We start from the raw sequence: 13,264 nt of genomic DNA on the forward strand, positions 1-13,264 counted from the left end.
CGAGTCAGTGAGCGTCTCCGGTGCCCCACCGGGGAACGCTCACTGCGTCGGTTTCGCGCACCCGCGATCAGTCTTCCTTGGACGGACGTGCCTCCGGCGGGAGGACACCCCAGTCGATGAGCTGCTCGGTCAGCTCGCCCGGCGTCATGTCGTAGATGATCGCCAGGGACCGCAGGTCCTCGGTCCGGATCGAGAGCACCTTGCCGTTGTAGTCGCCGCGCTGGCTCTGGATGGTCGCGGCGTAGCGGGCCAGCGGGCCCACCTTCTCCGCCGGCAGCTGCTGCAGGCGCTCCAGGTTGATCACGATCTTGGTGGCGGGCTCGGCGCCGGAGGGGACTCGGCCCTCGGGCAGCAGCTCGACCACCGGCACGCCGTAGAAGTCGGCCAGCTCGGCCAGCTTCTGCACGGTGACGGCACGGTCGCCACGCTCGTACGAGCCGACGACGACGGCCTTCCAGCGCCCACCGGACTTCTGCTCGACCCCGTGCAGGGACAGGCCCTGCTGCTGGCGGATCCCGCGGAGCTTGGCCCCGAGCGCCTTGGCGTAATCGCCCATCTGGTCGTTCTCCGTTCTCCACCCCCTTCCCGGTCGGGGTGACCGGCTCCAGGGGACTCTTCGAGTCGAATACTCAGAGTAATGGTTACGCATTGTTGTCACCAGGTCAAGCGCGAGCTTGCCGCGAATCACGCCACACCACCCGTAAGGCTGAGCAAAGTGCCTGCTACTGTCGGTGCGAAAGCCCCGACCAGCAGGGGAACAGACGTCCTTTAAGGACCCGTCCGGTGAGGCGGGGAAGGAGTCCGCAGTGTCGTCACGTCCTCGTGACGCGGCTGGTTCGGCTGGGGAGCGCGAGCTCCTGACAGCCGGCGACGTCGCGCGCACGATCGCCCGAATGGCCCATCAGGTCATCGAAAAGACCGCGAACGGTGCGGAGAGCACTACCCCGCCCGTGTTGCTGGGGATCCCCACCCGCGGCACCCCCCTCGCGACCCGCCTCGCCGGCAAGATCGGCGAGTTCTCCGGAGTCCGCCCGCCGACCGGTGCCCTCGACGTCACCCTCTACCGGGACGACCTGCGCCGCCGCCCGCCCCGCGCGCTCGAGCAGACGCAGCTGCCGCCCGGCGGGATCGACGACCGGGTGGTGATCCTGGTCGACGACGTGCTCTTCTCCGGCCGGACGATCCGGGCCGCGCTCGATGCCCTCCGTGATCATGGCCGCCCCCGCGCGGTCCAGCTGGCGGTGCTCGTCGACCGAGGTCACCGTGAGCTGCCGATCCGCGCCGACTACGTCGGCAAGAACGTGCCGACCGCCCGCACCGAGGGCGTGTCGGTCCTGCTCGCGGAGATCGACGGCCGTGACTCGGTGCTGCTCCGCGCGACCCAAGAAGCCTCTGGAGAAGATTCGTGAAGCACCTGCTCGCCACCGACGGGCTGGATCCGGTGCTGGCCACGGCCGTGCTGGACACCGCCGACGAGCTGAAGCACACCCTGCTCGGCCGCGAGGTCAAGAAGCTGCCGACGCTGCGTGGCCGCACGGTGATCACCCTGTTCTACGAGAACTCGACGCGTACCCGGGTGTCGTTCGAGATCGCCGGGAAGTGGATGAGCGCCGACGTGATCAACGTCTCGGCGTCCAGCTCCTCGGTCAACAAGGGCGAATCCCTGCGGGACACCGCGCTGACGCTGGCCGCCGCGGGCGCCGACTGCGTGATCGTCCGGCACCCCGCCAGCGGCGCCGCCCAGCGGCTCGCGGGCTGGCTCGCCGAGCCCGGTACGTCGGTGGTCAACGCCGGCGACGGCACGCACGAGCACCCGACCCAGGCGCTGCTCGACGCGGCGACGCTGCGGGAGCGGCTGGGGTCCTTGAAGGACCGTCGCATCGCGATCGTCGGCGACGTGCTGCACAGCCGGGTCGCCCGCTCGAACCTGCACCTGCTCTCGGCCCTGGGCGCGGAGGTGGTGCTCGTCGCGCCGCCGACGTTGCTGCCTTACGGCGTGGAGAGCCTGCCGGTGACCGTTTCACACGACTTGGACGCCGAGCTGCCCGCGGTCGACGCGGTGATGATGCTGCGTGTCCAGGCGGAACGGATGCACGGCGGGTTTTTTCCCTCGGCACGTGAGTACTCGATTGCGTACGGACTCTCGGAACGGCGCCAGAAGCTGCTGCCGGACCACGCGGTCGTGCTGCACCCCGGCCCGATGCTGCGCGGGATGGAGATCGCGAGCGCGGTCGCCGACTCCCCGGCCTCGGCCATCACCGAACAGGTCCGCAACGGCGTGCACGTCCGCATGGCGGTCCTCTACCACCTCTTGGCCAGTGAAGGAGCCGCCGCGTGAGCACGCTGATCAAGGGCGCCCGGCCCTACGGCGAGGGTGATCCCGTCGACGTCCTGGTGGAGGACGGCGTGATCACCGCGATCGGTGTCGTCCAGGCACCCGAGGACGCCGAAATCATCGAAGCGCACGGCCAGGTGCTGCTGCCCGGCTTCGTCGACCTGCACACCCACCTGCGCGAGCCCGGCCGCGAGGACACCGAGACGATCGACTCGGGCTCGGCCGCGGCGGCGCTCGGCGGTTACACCGCGGTGTTCGCCATGGCCAACACCGACCCGGTCGCCGACAACGCCGTGATCGTCGAGCACGTGTGGCGGCGCGGGCAGGAGGTCGGCCTGGTCGACGTCCACCCGGTCGGCGCGGTGACCGTCGGGCTCAAGGGCGAGCGGCTCGCCGAGCTGGGCACGATGGCCGCGTCGCAGGCGCGGGTGAAGGTGTTCTCCGACGACGGCCTCTGCGTCGCCGACCCGCTGCTGATGCGCCGCGCGCTGGAATACTCGACCGCGCTGGACGCCGTCATCGCGCAGCACGCCGAAGAACCGCGGCTGACCGTCGGCGCCCAGGCCCACGAGGGCGAGCAGGCCGCGCGGCTGGGCTACACCGGCTGGCCCGCCGCCGCCGAGGAGTCCATCGTGGCGCGCGACTGCCTGCTCGCGCTGCACGCGAAGGCCCGGCTGCACGTCTGCCACGTGTCCACTTCGGGCACCGCGGACGTGCTGCGCTGGGCCAAGGACCGCGGCACGAAGGTGTCGGCCGAGGTCACGCCCCACCACCTGCTGCTGACGGACGAGCGCCTGGCCACCTACGACCCGGTCAACAAGGTGAACCCGCCGCTGCGCACCGAATCCGACGCCGAGAAACTGCGCGCGGCCCTGGCGGAGGGCGTCATCGACTGCGTCGCCACCGACCACGCCCCGCACGCGGTGCAGGACAAGGACACGGAGTGGGCGGCCGCGCGACCGGGCATGCTCGGGCTGCAGACGGCACTGTCCATCGTGGCCGAAACCATGGTCCGCACCGGGCTGCTCGACTGGCGCGGCGTCGCCCGGGTGATGAGTGAGCGTCCCGCCGAGATCGGGAACCTGCCCGACCACGGCCGGCCGATCGCGGCCGGCGAGCCGGCGAACCTGGCCCTGGTCGACCCGGACGCCGAGTGGACGGTCCGGGGTGCGGAGCTGGCGAGCATCGCCGCCAACACCCCGTACGAGGGAATGCGGCTGCCCGGCGTGGTGACCGCGACGCTGCTGCGCGGGCGGGTCACCGCCCGGGACGGGAAGATCTGCTGATGGAACGCCTGTGGCTGGTGCTGGCGATCGTCGCCTTCTTCCTGCTGTGCCTGTGGGGCATGTACCTCGGCTGGCGCCGCAAGGCGCGCTCGCAGAGCGTGCAGGTGCCGCCGTTCGAGCAAATCCCCAGTGACCCGGGTGCGATCCTGCTGGAGTCCACCGGCGTCTACGTCGCCACGACCATCGCGGGGGAGTGGCAGAACCGGGTCGTCACGCGCGGCGCGGGGCTGCGCACCGGCGCGGTCTGGCGGCTTCACGAAGGCGGCGTCGCGGTCGAACGCGGCGGCGCCCCCGACTTCTGGATCCCGCGTGAGGCGATCACCGGGGTCCGGCGCGACAACAAGATCGCCGGGAAGGTGATGGGCACCGACGCCCTGCTGGTCATCACCTGGCGGGCCGGCGAGACCGGGCTCGACACCGGCTTCCGCGGTGACGAACTCGACGACTATCCACAGTGGATCGAAGAGCTGAAGATCAAGGGAGGTGCCCAGTGAACGCGCGCGCTCAGGCCGCACTGGTACTCGAAGACGGCCGGGTGTTCCGCGGCGCCGCCTACGGCGCGCGAGGGCGGAGCCTCGGCGAGGCGGTGTTCTGCACCGGCATGACCGGCTACCAGGAGACGCTGACCGACCCGTCCTACCACGGGCAGATCGTGGTGCAGACGGCGCCGCAGATCGGCAACACCGGCTGGAACGACGAGGACGACGAGTCGTCGAAGATCTGGGTCAACGGCTACGTGGTGCGCGACCCCGCGCGCACGCCGTCCAACTGGCGCTCGAAGCGCTCGCTGGACGACGAGCTGGTGGACCAGGGCATCGTCGGCATCGCCGAGGTCGACACCCGGTCGCTGACCCGGCACCTGCGCGAGCTCGGCGCGATGCGCGCCGGGGTCTTCTCCGGTGACGCGCTGGGCACGGTCGACGAGATGGTCGCCGAGGTCCTCGCCAGCCCGAAGATGGAGGGCGCCGACCTGGCCGGCCAGGTCTCGACACCGAAGCCGTACGTCGTCTCGCCGTCCGGTGAGACGCGCTTCCGGGTGGCCGCGCTGGACCTGGGCATCAAGTCCAACACCCCGCGCCAGCTGGTCGCCCGCGGCATCGAGGTGCACGTGCTGCCCTCGAGCAGCACGATCGACGACCTGCTCGCGATCGAGCCGGACGGCGTGTTCCTCTCCAACGGCCCCGGCGACCCGGCCACCACGGTGCACGCCACCGAGCTGACCCAGCAGGTCCTCGGCCGCGAGATCCCGCTGTTCGGCATCTGCTTCGGCAACCAGGTCCTGGGCCGCGCGCTCGGGCTGGGGACGTACAAGATGCGTTACGGCCACCGCGGCATCAACATCCCGGTGATCGACGTGGTCACCAAGCGGGTCGCGATCACCGCGCAGAACCACGGCTTCGCCCTCGAAGGCGAGCCAGGGCAGCGCTTCGAGTCGCCCTTCGGCGCGGCTCAGGTCAGCCACTACTGCGCGAACGACGGCGCGGTCGAGGGCCTGCGGGCCTTCGACGTCCCGGCGTTCTCCGTGCAGTACCACCCCGAAGCGGCGGCCGGTCCGCACGACGCCGCGCCCCTGTTCGACGATTTCGTTTCGCTCATGGAGAAGAAGGCCTGATGCCGAAGAGGACGGACATCCAGCACGTGCTGGTGATCGGCTCCGGGCCGATCGTGATCGGGCAGGCCGCGGAGTTCGACTACTCCGGTACCCAGGCCTGCCGGGTGCTGCGCAGCGAAGGCCTGCGCGTGTCACTGGTGAACTCGAACCCGGCGACCATCATGACCGACCCCGAGTTCGCCGACGCCACCTACATCGAGCCGGTGACGCCGGACTTCGTCGAGAAGGTCATCGCGGCGGAGCGGCCGGACGCGATCCTCGCCACCCTGGGCGGGCAGACGGCGCTCAACTGCGCGGTCGCCCTGCACGAGCGCGGGGTGCTCGCCAAGTACGGCGTCGAGCTGATCGGTGCCGACATCGACGCCATCCAGCGCGGCGAGGACCGGCAGAAGTTCAAGAACATCGTCGCCGAGGTCGGTGCCGAGACCCCGCGCAGCCGCGTGTGCAACACCATGGAGGACGTCCGGGACACGGTGAAGGAACTGGGCCTGCCGGTCGTCATCCGGCCGTCCTTCACCATGGGCGGGCTCGGCTCCGGCATGGCGCACACGCCCGAAGAGCTCGAACGCCTCGCCTCCACCGGCCTCGACGAGTCGCCGGTCACCGAGGTGCTCATCGAGGAGAGCGTGCTCGGCTGGAAGGAGTACGAGCTCGAGCTGATGCGCGACAAGAGCGACAACGTCGTGGTCGTCTGCTCGATCGAAAACGTCGACGCGATGGGCGTGCACACCGGCGACTCGGTCACCGTCGCGCCGACGATGACGCTCACCGACCGCGAGTACCAGGTGATGCGCGACGTCGGCATCGACGTGCTGCGCGCGGTCGGCGTCGACACCGGCGGCTGCAACATCCAGTTCGCGATCAACCCGGCCGACGGCCGGATGGTCGTCATCGAGATGAACCCGCGGGTGTCCCGGAGCAGTGCCCTGGCGAGCAAGGCGACCGGCTTCCCGATCGCCAAGATCGCCGCGAAGCTCGCCATCGGCTACACCCTCGACGAGATCACCAACGACATCACCGGCGTGACCCCGGCGGCGTTCGAGCCGACGCTGGACTACGTCGTGGTCAAGATGCCGCGGTTCGCCTTCGAGAAGTTCCCGGGCGCGGACCCGACGCTGACCACGACGATGAAGAGCGTCGGCGAGGCGATGTCCTTCGGCCGCAGCTTCCCCGAGGCGCTCGGCAAGGTGATGCGGTCGATCGAGACCAAGGCCACCGGCTTCTGGACGCTGCCCGACCCCGGGGGCGCCACGCTGGAGTCCACTTTGGACGCCCTGCGCGTGCCGCACGAGGGCCGGCTGTACGAAGTGGAACGCGCGCTGCGCCTGGGCGGCACCGTGCAGCAGGTGCACGAGGCCTCCGGCATCGACCCGTGGTTCATCGACCAGATCGCCCTGATCGGCGAGGTCGGCGCCGAGGTCCGCGACGCCCCGGTGCTGGACGGCGACCTGCTGCGCCGCGCCAAGCGCACCGGCCTGTCGGACCGCCAGGTCGCCGCGCTGCGCCCGGAGCTGGCCGGCGAGGACGGCGTCCGCGCGCTGCGCCACCGCCTCGGCGTGCGGCCGGTGTTCAAGACGGTCGACACCTGCGCGGCCGAGTTCGCCGCCACCACGCCGTACCACTACTCGGCCTACGAGTCCGATCCCGAAGCGCAGTCCGAAGTGGCCGCGCAGACGGAAAAGCCGAAGGTGCTCATCCTCGGCTCGGGCCCGAACCGGATCGGCCAGGGCATCGAGTTCGACTACTCCTGCGTGCACGCGGCGATCGCGTTGCGGGAGGCCGGGTTCGAGGCCGTCATGGTCAACTGCAACCCGGAAACCGTGTCCACCGACTACGACACCTCCGACCGGCTGTACTTCGAGCCGCTGTCCTTCGAGGACGTCCTCGAGGTGGTGCACGCCGAGCAGGCGTCCGGCACGGTCGCCGGCGTCATCGTCCAGCTCGGCGGCCAGACCCCGCTGGGCCTGGCGAAGAAGCTCGCCGACGCCGGGGTGCCGGTGGTCGGCACGCCGCCGGAGGCCATCAACCTGGCCGAGGACCGCGGCGCGTTCGGCGAGGTGCTCACCGAGGCCGGGCTGCCCGCGCCGCGCTACGGCACGGCGACGTCGTTCGAGGGCGCCAAGCGGATCGCCGACGAGATCGGCTACCCGGTGCTGGTCCGGCCGTCCTACGTGCTCGGCGGGCGCGGCATGGAGATCGTCTACGACGAGGAGACCCTCGCCGGCTACATCAGCCGTGCCACCGAGATCAACCCCGACCACCCGGTGCTCGTGGACCGGTTCCTCGACGACGCCATCGAGATCGACGTCGACGCGCTGTACGACGGCGAGGAGCTCTACCTCGGCGGCGTCATGGAGCACATCGAGGAGGCCGGGATCCACTCCGGCGACTCCTCGTGCGCGCTGCCGCCGATCACGCTCGGGCACACCGACCTCGAGGCCGTCCGGCGCTCCACCGAGGCGATCGCGCGCGGGGTCGGCGTCCGCGGGCTCCTGAACGTCCAGTACGCGCTCAAGGACGACGTCCTGTACGTCCTCGAGGCGAACCCGCGGGCGTCGCGCACGGTGCCGTTCGTGTCGAAGGCCACGGCGGTGCCGCTGGCCAAGGCCGCCGCGCTGATCATGACCGGCTCGACGATCAAGGACCTGCGCGGCAGCGGCGTGCTGCCGGCCGAGGGTGACGGCGGGCGGATGCCGGCCGACTCGCCGATCGCGGTGAAGGAGGCCGTGCTGCCCTTCCACCGCTTCCGCACCCCCGAAGGCCACGGCGTCGACTCCCTGCTGGGCCCGGAGATGAAGTCCACCGGCGAGGTGATGGGCGTCGACGTCTCCTTCGGCAAGGCGTTCGCCAAGTCGCAGAGCGGGGCCTACGGCTCGCTGCCGACGTCCGGGCGGGTGTTCGTCTCGGTCGCCAACCGCGACAAGCGCTCGCTGGTGTTCCCGGTGAAGCGCCTGGCGGACCTCGGGTTCGAGATCCTCGCCACCTCCGGCACCGCGGAAGTGCTGCGGCGCAACGGGGTCGCGTGCACCGTGGTGCGCAAGCACTACGAGGGTTCCAGCGAGGCCGAGCCGAACATCGTCGACCTGATCCTCGCGGGCGGGGTCGAGATGGTCATCAACACCCCGTACGGCAACAGCGGCCCGCGGATCGACGGTTACGAGATCCGCACCGCCGCGGTGTCGCGCGACATCCCGTGCGTGACGACCGTGCAGGGCGCCGCGGCGGCCGTGCACGGCATCGAGGCACTGATCCGGGGCGACATCGGCGTCACGTCCCTGCAGGAGCTGCAGGCGGCGCTGAAGGCGAAGTCGTGAGCGCCCCCGAGCGGTTCGGGGCGCGGCTGGCGAAGGCCGTCGCCGCCCGGGGCCCGCTGTGCGCCGGGATCGACCCCCACCCGGGCCTCATCGAGGCCTGGGGACTCCCGGTGGACGCGTCGGGCCTGGAACGGTTCGCGCTGTCCGCCACCGAGGTACTGGCGGCGCACACGGCGATCGTGAAGCCGCAGTCGGCGTTCTTCGAAAGTTTCGGCGCCGCGGGTGTCCGGGTGCTGGAACGGGTGGTGGAAACGGCGCGCGAAGCGGGCGCGCTGGTGCTGCTGGACGTCAAGCGCGGCGACATCGGGTCCACGATGGCGGCCTACACGGCCGCGTACGTGGCCGACGGCGCCGCGATCGCGGCGGACGCGATCACCGTTTCGCCGTACCTCGGGTTCGGCTCTTTGGCCCAGTGCGCGGCCACGGCGACCGCCGCGGGGCGCGGCGTCTTCGTGCTTGCGCGAACTTCGAACCCGGAAGCGGCGGCCGTGCAGAACGCGCGGCTGCCCGACGGACGCACCGTGGCACAGGGAATCGTGGATTCCGCGGCGGCACTCAACGCTCAAGCGGGGCCGCTCGGCGATATCGGTGTCGTCGTCGGCGCGACCGTCGCGCCGGGCGAACTGGACCTCTCACAGCTGAACGGACCCGTGCTGGCGCCCGGTTTCGGGGCCCAGGGCGCCACTGTGGGCGATTTGAGGGCCCTTTTCGGGGTGGGACTACCAGGAGTGCTGCCCGCATCGTCCCGTGACCTGCTGCGTCACGGACCGGAGCAACCCGCTTTGCGCCAAGCGGTCGAACGTGTCGCCGAACTGCTGGCCGACCCGCAGGAAAACGGCCAATAGCAGGCCCCGGAATCCAGTCCCACCAGCCACCCCCGCATTGTGGCCGGTGCTCACGGGTGGGTACCGTCGCGTCACCCACCCAGATTTGAGAACTACCGGAGGAAAACGTGGCACTTCCCCAGCTGACAGAGGAACAGCGCGCTGCGGCGCTGGAGAAGGCCGCCGCTGCTCGCAAGATCCGTGCTGAGCTGAAGGAGCGGCTGAAGCGGGGCGGTACCACTCTGGTCGACGTGCTGAAGCAGGCCGAGGAGAACGAAGTCCTCGGCAAGATGAAGGTTTCGGCTCTGCTCGAGGCCCTTCCGGGCGTCGGCAAGGTCCGCGCGCAGCAGACCATGGAACGACTGGAGATCGCCCCCAGCCGTCGTCTCCGCGGCCTCGGCGACCGGCAGCGCAAGGCGCTGCTGGCCGAGTTCAGCGGCGAGTGAGCGGCGTCGGTCGTGACTACCCGGTGAGCCGGGACGCCGACCGCGGCAGTGAGCCGGTGGCGGGGGACATCCCCCGGCACCGGCTCACCGTCGTATCGGGGCCGTCCGGTGTCGGGAAGTCGAGTGTGGTGGGCGAACTGCGGAAGCTGGAGCCCGACATCTACTTCAGCGTCTCGGTCACCACGCGCAAGCCGCGCCCCGGTGAGATCGACGGGGCGCACTACCACTTCGTCGATCGCGTCGAATTCGACGCGATGGTCGCCGACGGCAGGCTTCTCGAATGGGCCGAGTTCGCGGGCAACTGCTACGGCACCCCGCGCGAGCCGGTCGAGAAGGCTCTCGCCGACGGCCGCCCGGCGATCCTGGAGATCGAGCTCCAGGGCGCCCGGCAGGTCCGCAAGGCGATGCCGGAGGCCCGGCTGGTGATGCTGATGCCGCCGTCGTGGGAGGAGCTGGTCGGCCGGCTCACCGGGCGCGGCACCGAGAGCGAGGCCGCCGTGCAGGCCCGGCTGGCGGAAGCGGAGCGTGAACTGGCCGCCGCCGGCGAGTTCGACGAGCGCCTCGTCAACGCCGACGTGCGTGAGGCCGCTGAGCACTTGCTAAACTTGATTACCGGCGAGCAGTTTGCCGCCGGTAGTCCAACGGATTCGGAGCACCACGAGTGACGACTCAGGCGACCCTGCACGAAGAGCTCGAGGGCATCACCAACCCGCCGATCGACGACCTTCTGGAGAAGGTCAGCTCGAAGTACGCGCTGGTGATCTACTCGGCCAAGCGTGCCCGCCAGATCAACGACTACTACGCCCAGCTGGGCGAGGGCCTGCTCGAGTACGTCGGCCCGCTCGTCGAGCCGGGCCCGCGCGAGAAGCCGCTCTCGATCGCGCTGCGCGAGATCCACGGTGGCCTGCTCGAGCACACCGAGGGTGAGTAAACCCCGCGTCGTCCTGGGCGTGGGCGGCGGCATCGCCGCCTACAAGGCCTGTGAGGTCCTGCGGGGGCTGACCGAGTCCGGTCACGACGTCCGCGTGGTACCCACCGAAGCCGCGCTGAACTTCGTCGGCGCGGCCACCTTCGAAGCCCTCTCCGGCCACCCGGTGCACACCGGCGTGTTCACCGAGGTGCCGGAGGTCCAGCACGTCCGCGTCGGCAAGGAGGCCGACCTCGTCGTGGTCGTCCCGGCCACCGCGAACCTCCTCGCGAAGGCCGCCCACGGCATCGCGGACGACCTGCTGACGAACACCCTGCTCACCGCCCGGTGCCCGATCGCCTTCTTCCCGGCGATGCACACGGAGATGTGGGAGCACCCGGCGACCCGCGACAACGTCGCCCTGCTGCGCTCCCGCGGCCTGATCGTCGCCGAGCCCGATTCGGGCCGGTTGACCGGTGTGGACACCGGCAAGGGCCGGCTGGCGAACCCCGCCGAGATCGTCGACCTCGCCCAGCTGCTGCTGGCCAAGCCCGGCGCCCTGCCGCGCGACCTCGAAGGCGTCCGCGTGGTCATCTCGGCCGGCGGCACCCGCGAGCCCCTCGACCCCGTCCGCTACCTGGGCAACCGCTCCTCCGGCAAGCAGGGGTACGCGCTGGCCCGCGTCGCCGCGCAGCGCGGCGCCGAGGTCACCCTGGTCGCCGCGCACACGGTCGCCCTGCCGGACCCGGCGGGCGCGGTGGTGCGGCACGTCTCGACGGCCGAGGAGCTGCGCCAGGCGGTGCACGCCGAGGCCGCAACGGCCGACGTCGTCGTGATGGCCGCCGCCGTCGCCGACTTCCGGCCGGCGACCCGGGCCGATCACAAGATCAAGAAGTCCGACGACCAGCCGGATCCGGTCATCACCCTGGACCGCAACGCCGACATCCTCGCCGAACTGGTGCGGAACCGGCGCGGTGGCCAGGTCGTCGTCGGGTTCGCCGCCGAGACCGGCGACGAGCACGGCAGCGTCCTCGACCACGCCCGCGTGAAGCTCAAGCGCAAGGGCGCCGACCTGCTGATGGTCAACGCGGTCGGGGACGGCAAGGCGTTCGGCACCGAGGACAATTCGGGATGGCTCCTCGGTGCGGACGGCACGGAAATCCCCATCCCCCTGGCTCGGAAATCGGAGCTCGCGTCCACTCTGTGGGACGCTGTTGTGAGCTTCATGAAGCGTTGACTGACTCCCGAGCGATAGTCAGTACGCTTGCACAGGTAAGGGGTGCCTAAGTACCGGGGCATCCGACGACTAGGTGAGGAAGTGACGGCCACCGTGACCGCGTCTAGCAGCAGATTGTTCACCTCGGAGTCGGTGACCGAAGGACACCCCGACAAGATTTGTGACGCCATCAGCGACTCGATCCTCGACGGCCTGCTGTCGAAGGACCCGCGCAGCCGCGTCGCGGTCGAGACCCTGATCACCACCGGCCAGGTGCACGTCGCCGGTGAGGTGACCACCGAGGCCTACGCCGACATCCCCACCATCGTCCGCGACGTCATCCTGCGGATCGGCTACGACTCCTCCGCGAAGGGCTTCGACGGCAACTCGTGCGGCGTCAACGTCGCGATCGGGTCGCAGTCGGCCGACATCGCCCAGGGCGTGGACACCGCCTACGAGTCCCGCGTCGAGTCCGACGAGGACGAGATCAACCGCCAGGGCGCGGGCGACCAGGGCCTGATGTTCGGCTACGCCTGCTCCGACACCCCGGAGCTGATGCCGCTGCCGATCGCGCTGGCGCACCGGCTGTCGAAGCGGCTGACCGCGGTCCGCAAGGACGGCGTGCTGCCGTACCTGCGCCCGGACGGCAAGACCCAGGTGACCATCGAGTACGCCGGCGACCAGCCGGTCCGCCTCGACACCGTGGTCGTGTCCTCGCAGCACGCCGACGGCATCGACCTGGACAAGATGCTCAGCGTCGACGTCAAGGAGCACGTCGTCGGCCCCGAGCTCGAGGGCCTGGGCATCGACACCTCCAGCGCGCGGCTGCTGGTCAACCCGACCGGCCGCTTCGTCATCGGCGGCCCGATGGGTGACGCCGGCCTGACCGGCCGCAAGATCATCGTCGACACCTACGGCGGCATGGCCCGCCACGGTGGCGGCGCGTTCTCCGGCAAGGACCCGTCGAAGGTCGACCGCTCCGCCGCGTACGCCATGCGGTGGGTCGCCAAGAACGTCGTCGCGGCCGGGCTGGCCACGCGGACCGAGGTGCAGGTCGCGTACGCGATCGGCAAGGCGGCCCCGGTCGGCCTGTTCGTCGAGACGTTCGGGACCGAGACGGTGGACCCGTCGAAGATCCAGCAGGCCATCACCGAGGTGTTCGACCTGCGCCCGGCCGCGATCATCCGCGACCTGGACCTGCTGCGCCCGATCTACGCCCCGACCGCCGCGTACGGCCACTTCGGCCGTCCGGAGCTGGGCCTCCCCTGGGAGAGCACGGCCCGCGCCGAGGCCCTGAAGGCCGCCGCGGGAGCCTGACCGTCCG

13 protein-coding genes are annotated in these 13,264 nt (G+C 70.6%); 12 read left to right on the plus strand and 1 reads right to left on the minus strand.

Translation table 11 applies throughout. The features are described from left to right. Window positions 1-67: 67 nt before the first annotated feature. Entirely contained in the window at window positions 68-556 is a 489-nt protein-coding gene (locus ACIOD2_RS29810) for a transcriptional regulator (RefSeq protein ID WP_003096372.1), read from the minus strand. 250 nt (window positions 557-806) lie between these two features. Here ACIOD2_RS29810 and pyrR point away from each other — a divergent pair, with 250 nt between their 5' ends. The 12 genes from pyrR (at window position 807) to metK (ending at window position 13,257) form a co-directional block, all read left to right on the plus strand. Continuing rightward, window positions 807-1,409, plus strand: a complete 603-nt coding sequence (pyrR, locus tag ACIOD2_RS29815; RefSeq protein ID WP_400545081.1) for a bifunctional pyr operon transcriptional regulator/uracil phosphoribosyltransferase PyrR — start codon at window positions 807-809, stop codon at window positions 1,407-1,409. Next, entirely contained in the window at window positions 1,406-2,338 is a 933-nt protein-coding gene (locus ACIOD2_RS29820; protein WP_400545084.1) for an aspartate carbamoyltransferase catalytic subunit, read from the plus strand. The genes pyrR and ACIOD2_RS29820 overlap by 4 nt, the downstream gene beginning before the upstream one ends. After that, window positions 2,335-3,621, plus strand: coding sequence for a dihydroorotase (locus tag ACIOD2_RS29825; RefSeq protein ID WP_400545087.1), 1,287 nt, complete (start codon window positions 2,335-2,337; stop codon window positions 3,619-3,621). The genes ACIOD2_RS29820 and ACIOD2_RS29825 overlap by 4 nt, the downstream gene beginning before the upstream one ends. Further along, a complete protein-coding gene (locus tag ACIOD2_RS29830; RefSeq protein WP_400545090.1) occupies window positions 3,621-4,115 on the plus strand; it encodes a transporter in 495 nt (164 codons plus the stop codon). The genes ACIOD2_RS29825 and ACIOD2_RS29830 overlap by 1 nt, the downstream gene beginning before the upstream one ends. After that, window positions 4,112-5,233, plus strand: coding sequence for a glutamine-hydrolyzing carbamoyl-phosphate synthase small subunit (gene carA / locus ACIOD2_RS29835; RefSeq protein ID WP_400545093.1), 1,122 nt, complete (start codon window positions 4,112-4,114; stop codon window positions 5,231-5,233). The genes ACIOD2_RS29830 and carA overlap by 4 nt, the downstream gene beginning before the upstream one ends. Then, on the plus strand, window positions 5,233-8,547 hold the full coding sequence (carB, locus tag ACIOD2_RS29840; protein WP_400545096.1) for a carbamoyl-phosphate synthase large subunit: 3,315 nt from the start codon (window positions 5,233-5,235) through the stop codon (window positions 8,545-8,547). The genes carA and carB overlap by 1 nt, the downstream gene beginning before the upstream one ends. Then, on the plus strand, window positions 8,544-9,392 hold the full coding sequence (gene pyrF, locus ACIOD2_RS29845; RefSeq protein ID WP_400545099.1) for an orotidine-5'-phosphate decarboxylase: 849 nt from the start codon (window positions 8,544-8,546) through the stop codon (window positions 9,390-9,392). Before carB ends, pyrF begins: the two co-directional genes overlap by 4 nt. Before the next feature lie 107 nt (window positions 9,393-9,499). After that, on the plus strand, window positions 9,500-9,817 hold the full coding sequence (gene mihF, locus ACIOD2_RS29850) for an integration host factor, actinobacterial type (RefSeq protein ID WP_013224622.1): 318 nt from the start codon (window positions 9,500-9,502) through the stop codon (window positions 9,815-9,817). Next, window positions 9,814-10,482 (plus strand): guanylate kinase, encoded by a 669-nt coding sequence (gene gmk / locus ACIOD2_RS29855; RefSeq protein ID WP_400545103.1) that lies wholly within the window; start codon window positions 9,814-9,816, stop codon window positions 10,480-10,482. Before mihF ends, gmk begins: the two co-directional genes overlap by 4 nt. Continuing rightward, window positions 10,479-10,748, plus strand: coding sequence for a DNA-directed RNA polymerase subunit omega (gene rpoZ / locus ACIOD2_RS29860; protein ID WP_005152353.1), 270 nt, complete (start codon window positions 10,479-10,481; stop codon window positions 10,746-10,748). The genes gmk and rpoZ overlap by 4 nt, the downstream gene beginning before the upstream one ends. Then, window positions 10,741-11,961, plus strand: a complete 1,221-nt coding sequence (gene coaBC, locus ACIOD2_RS29865; protein ID WP_400545107.1) for a bifunctional phosphopantothenoylcysteine decarboxylase/phosphopantothenate--cysteine ligase CoaBC — start codon at window positions 10,741-10,743, stop codon at window positions 11,959-11,961. The genes rpoZ and coaBC overlap by 8 nt, the downstream gene beginning before the upstream one ends. A gap of 93 nt (window positions 11,962-12,054) precedes the next feature. Beyond that, entirely contained in the window at window positions 12,055-13,257 is a 1,203-nt protein-coding gene (gene metK / locus ACIOD2_RS29870; protein WP_323335372.1) for a methionine adenosyltransferase, read from the plus strand. The last annotated feature ends 7 nt before the right edge of the window (window positions 13,258-13,264 follow it).

Origin of the sequence: Amycolatopsis sp. NPDC088138 (assembly GCF_044741685.1) — a bacterium.
Classification (GTDB): Bacteria; Actinomycetota; Actinomycetes; order Mycobacteriales; family Pseudonocardiaceae; genus Amycolatopsis.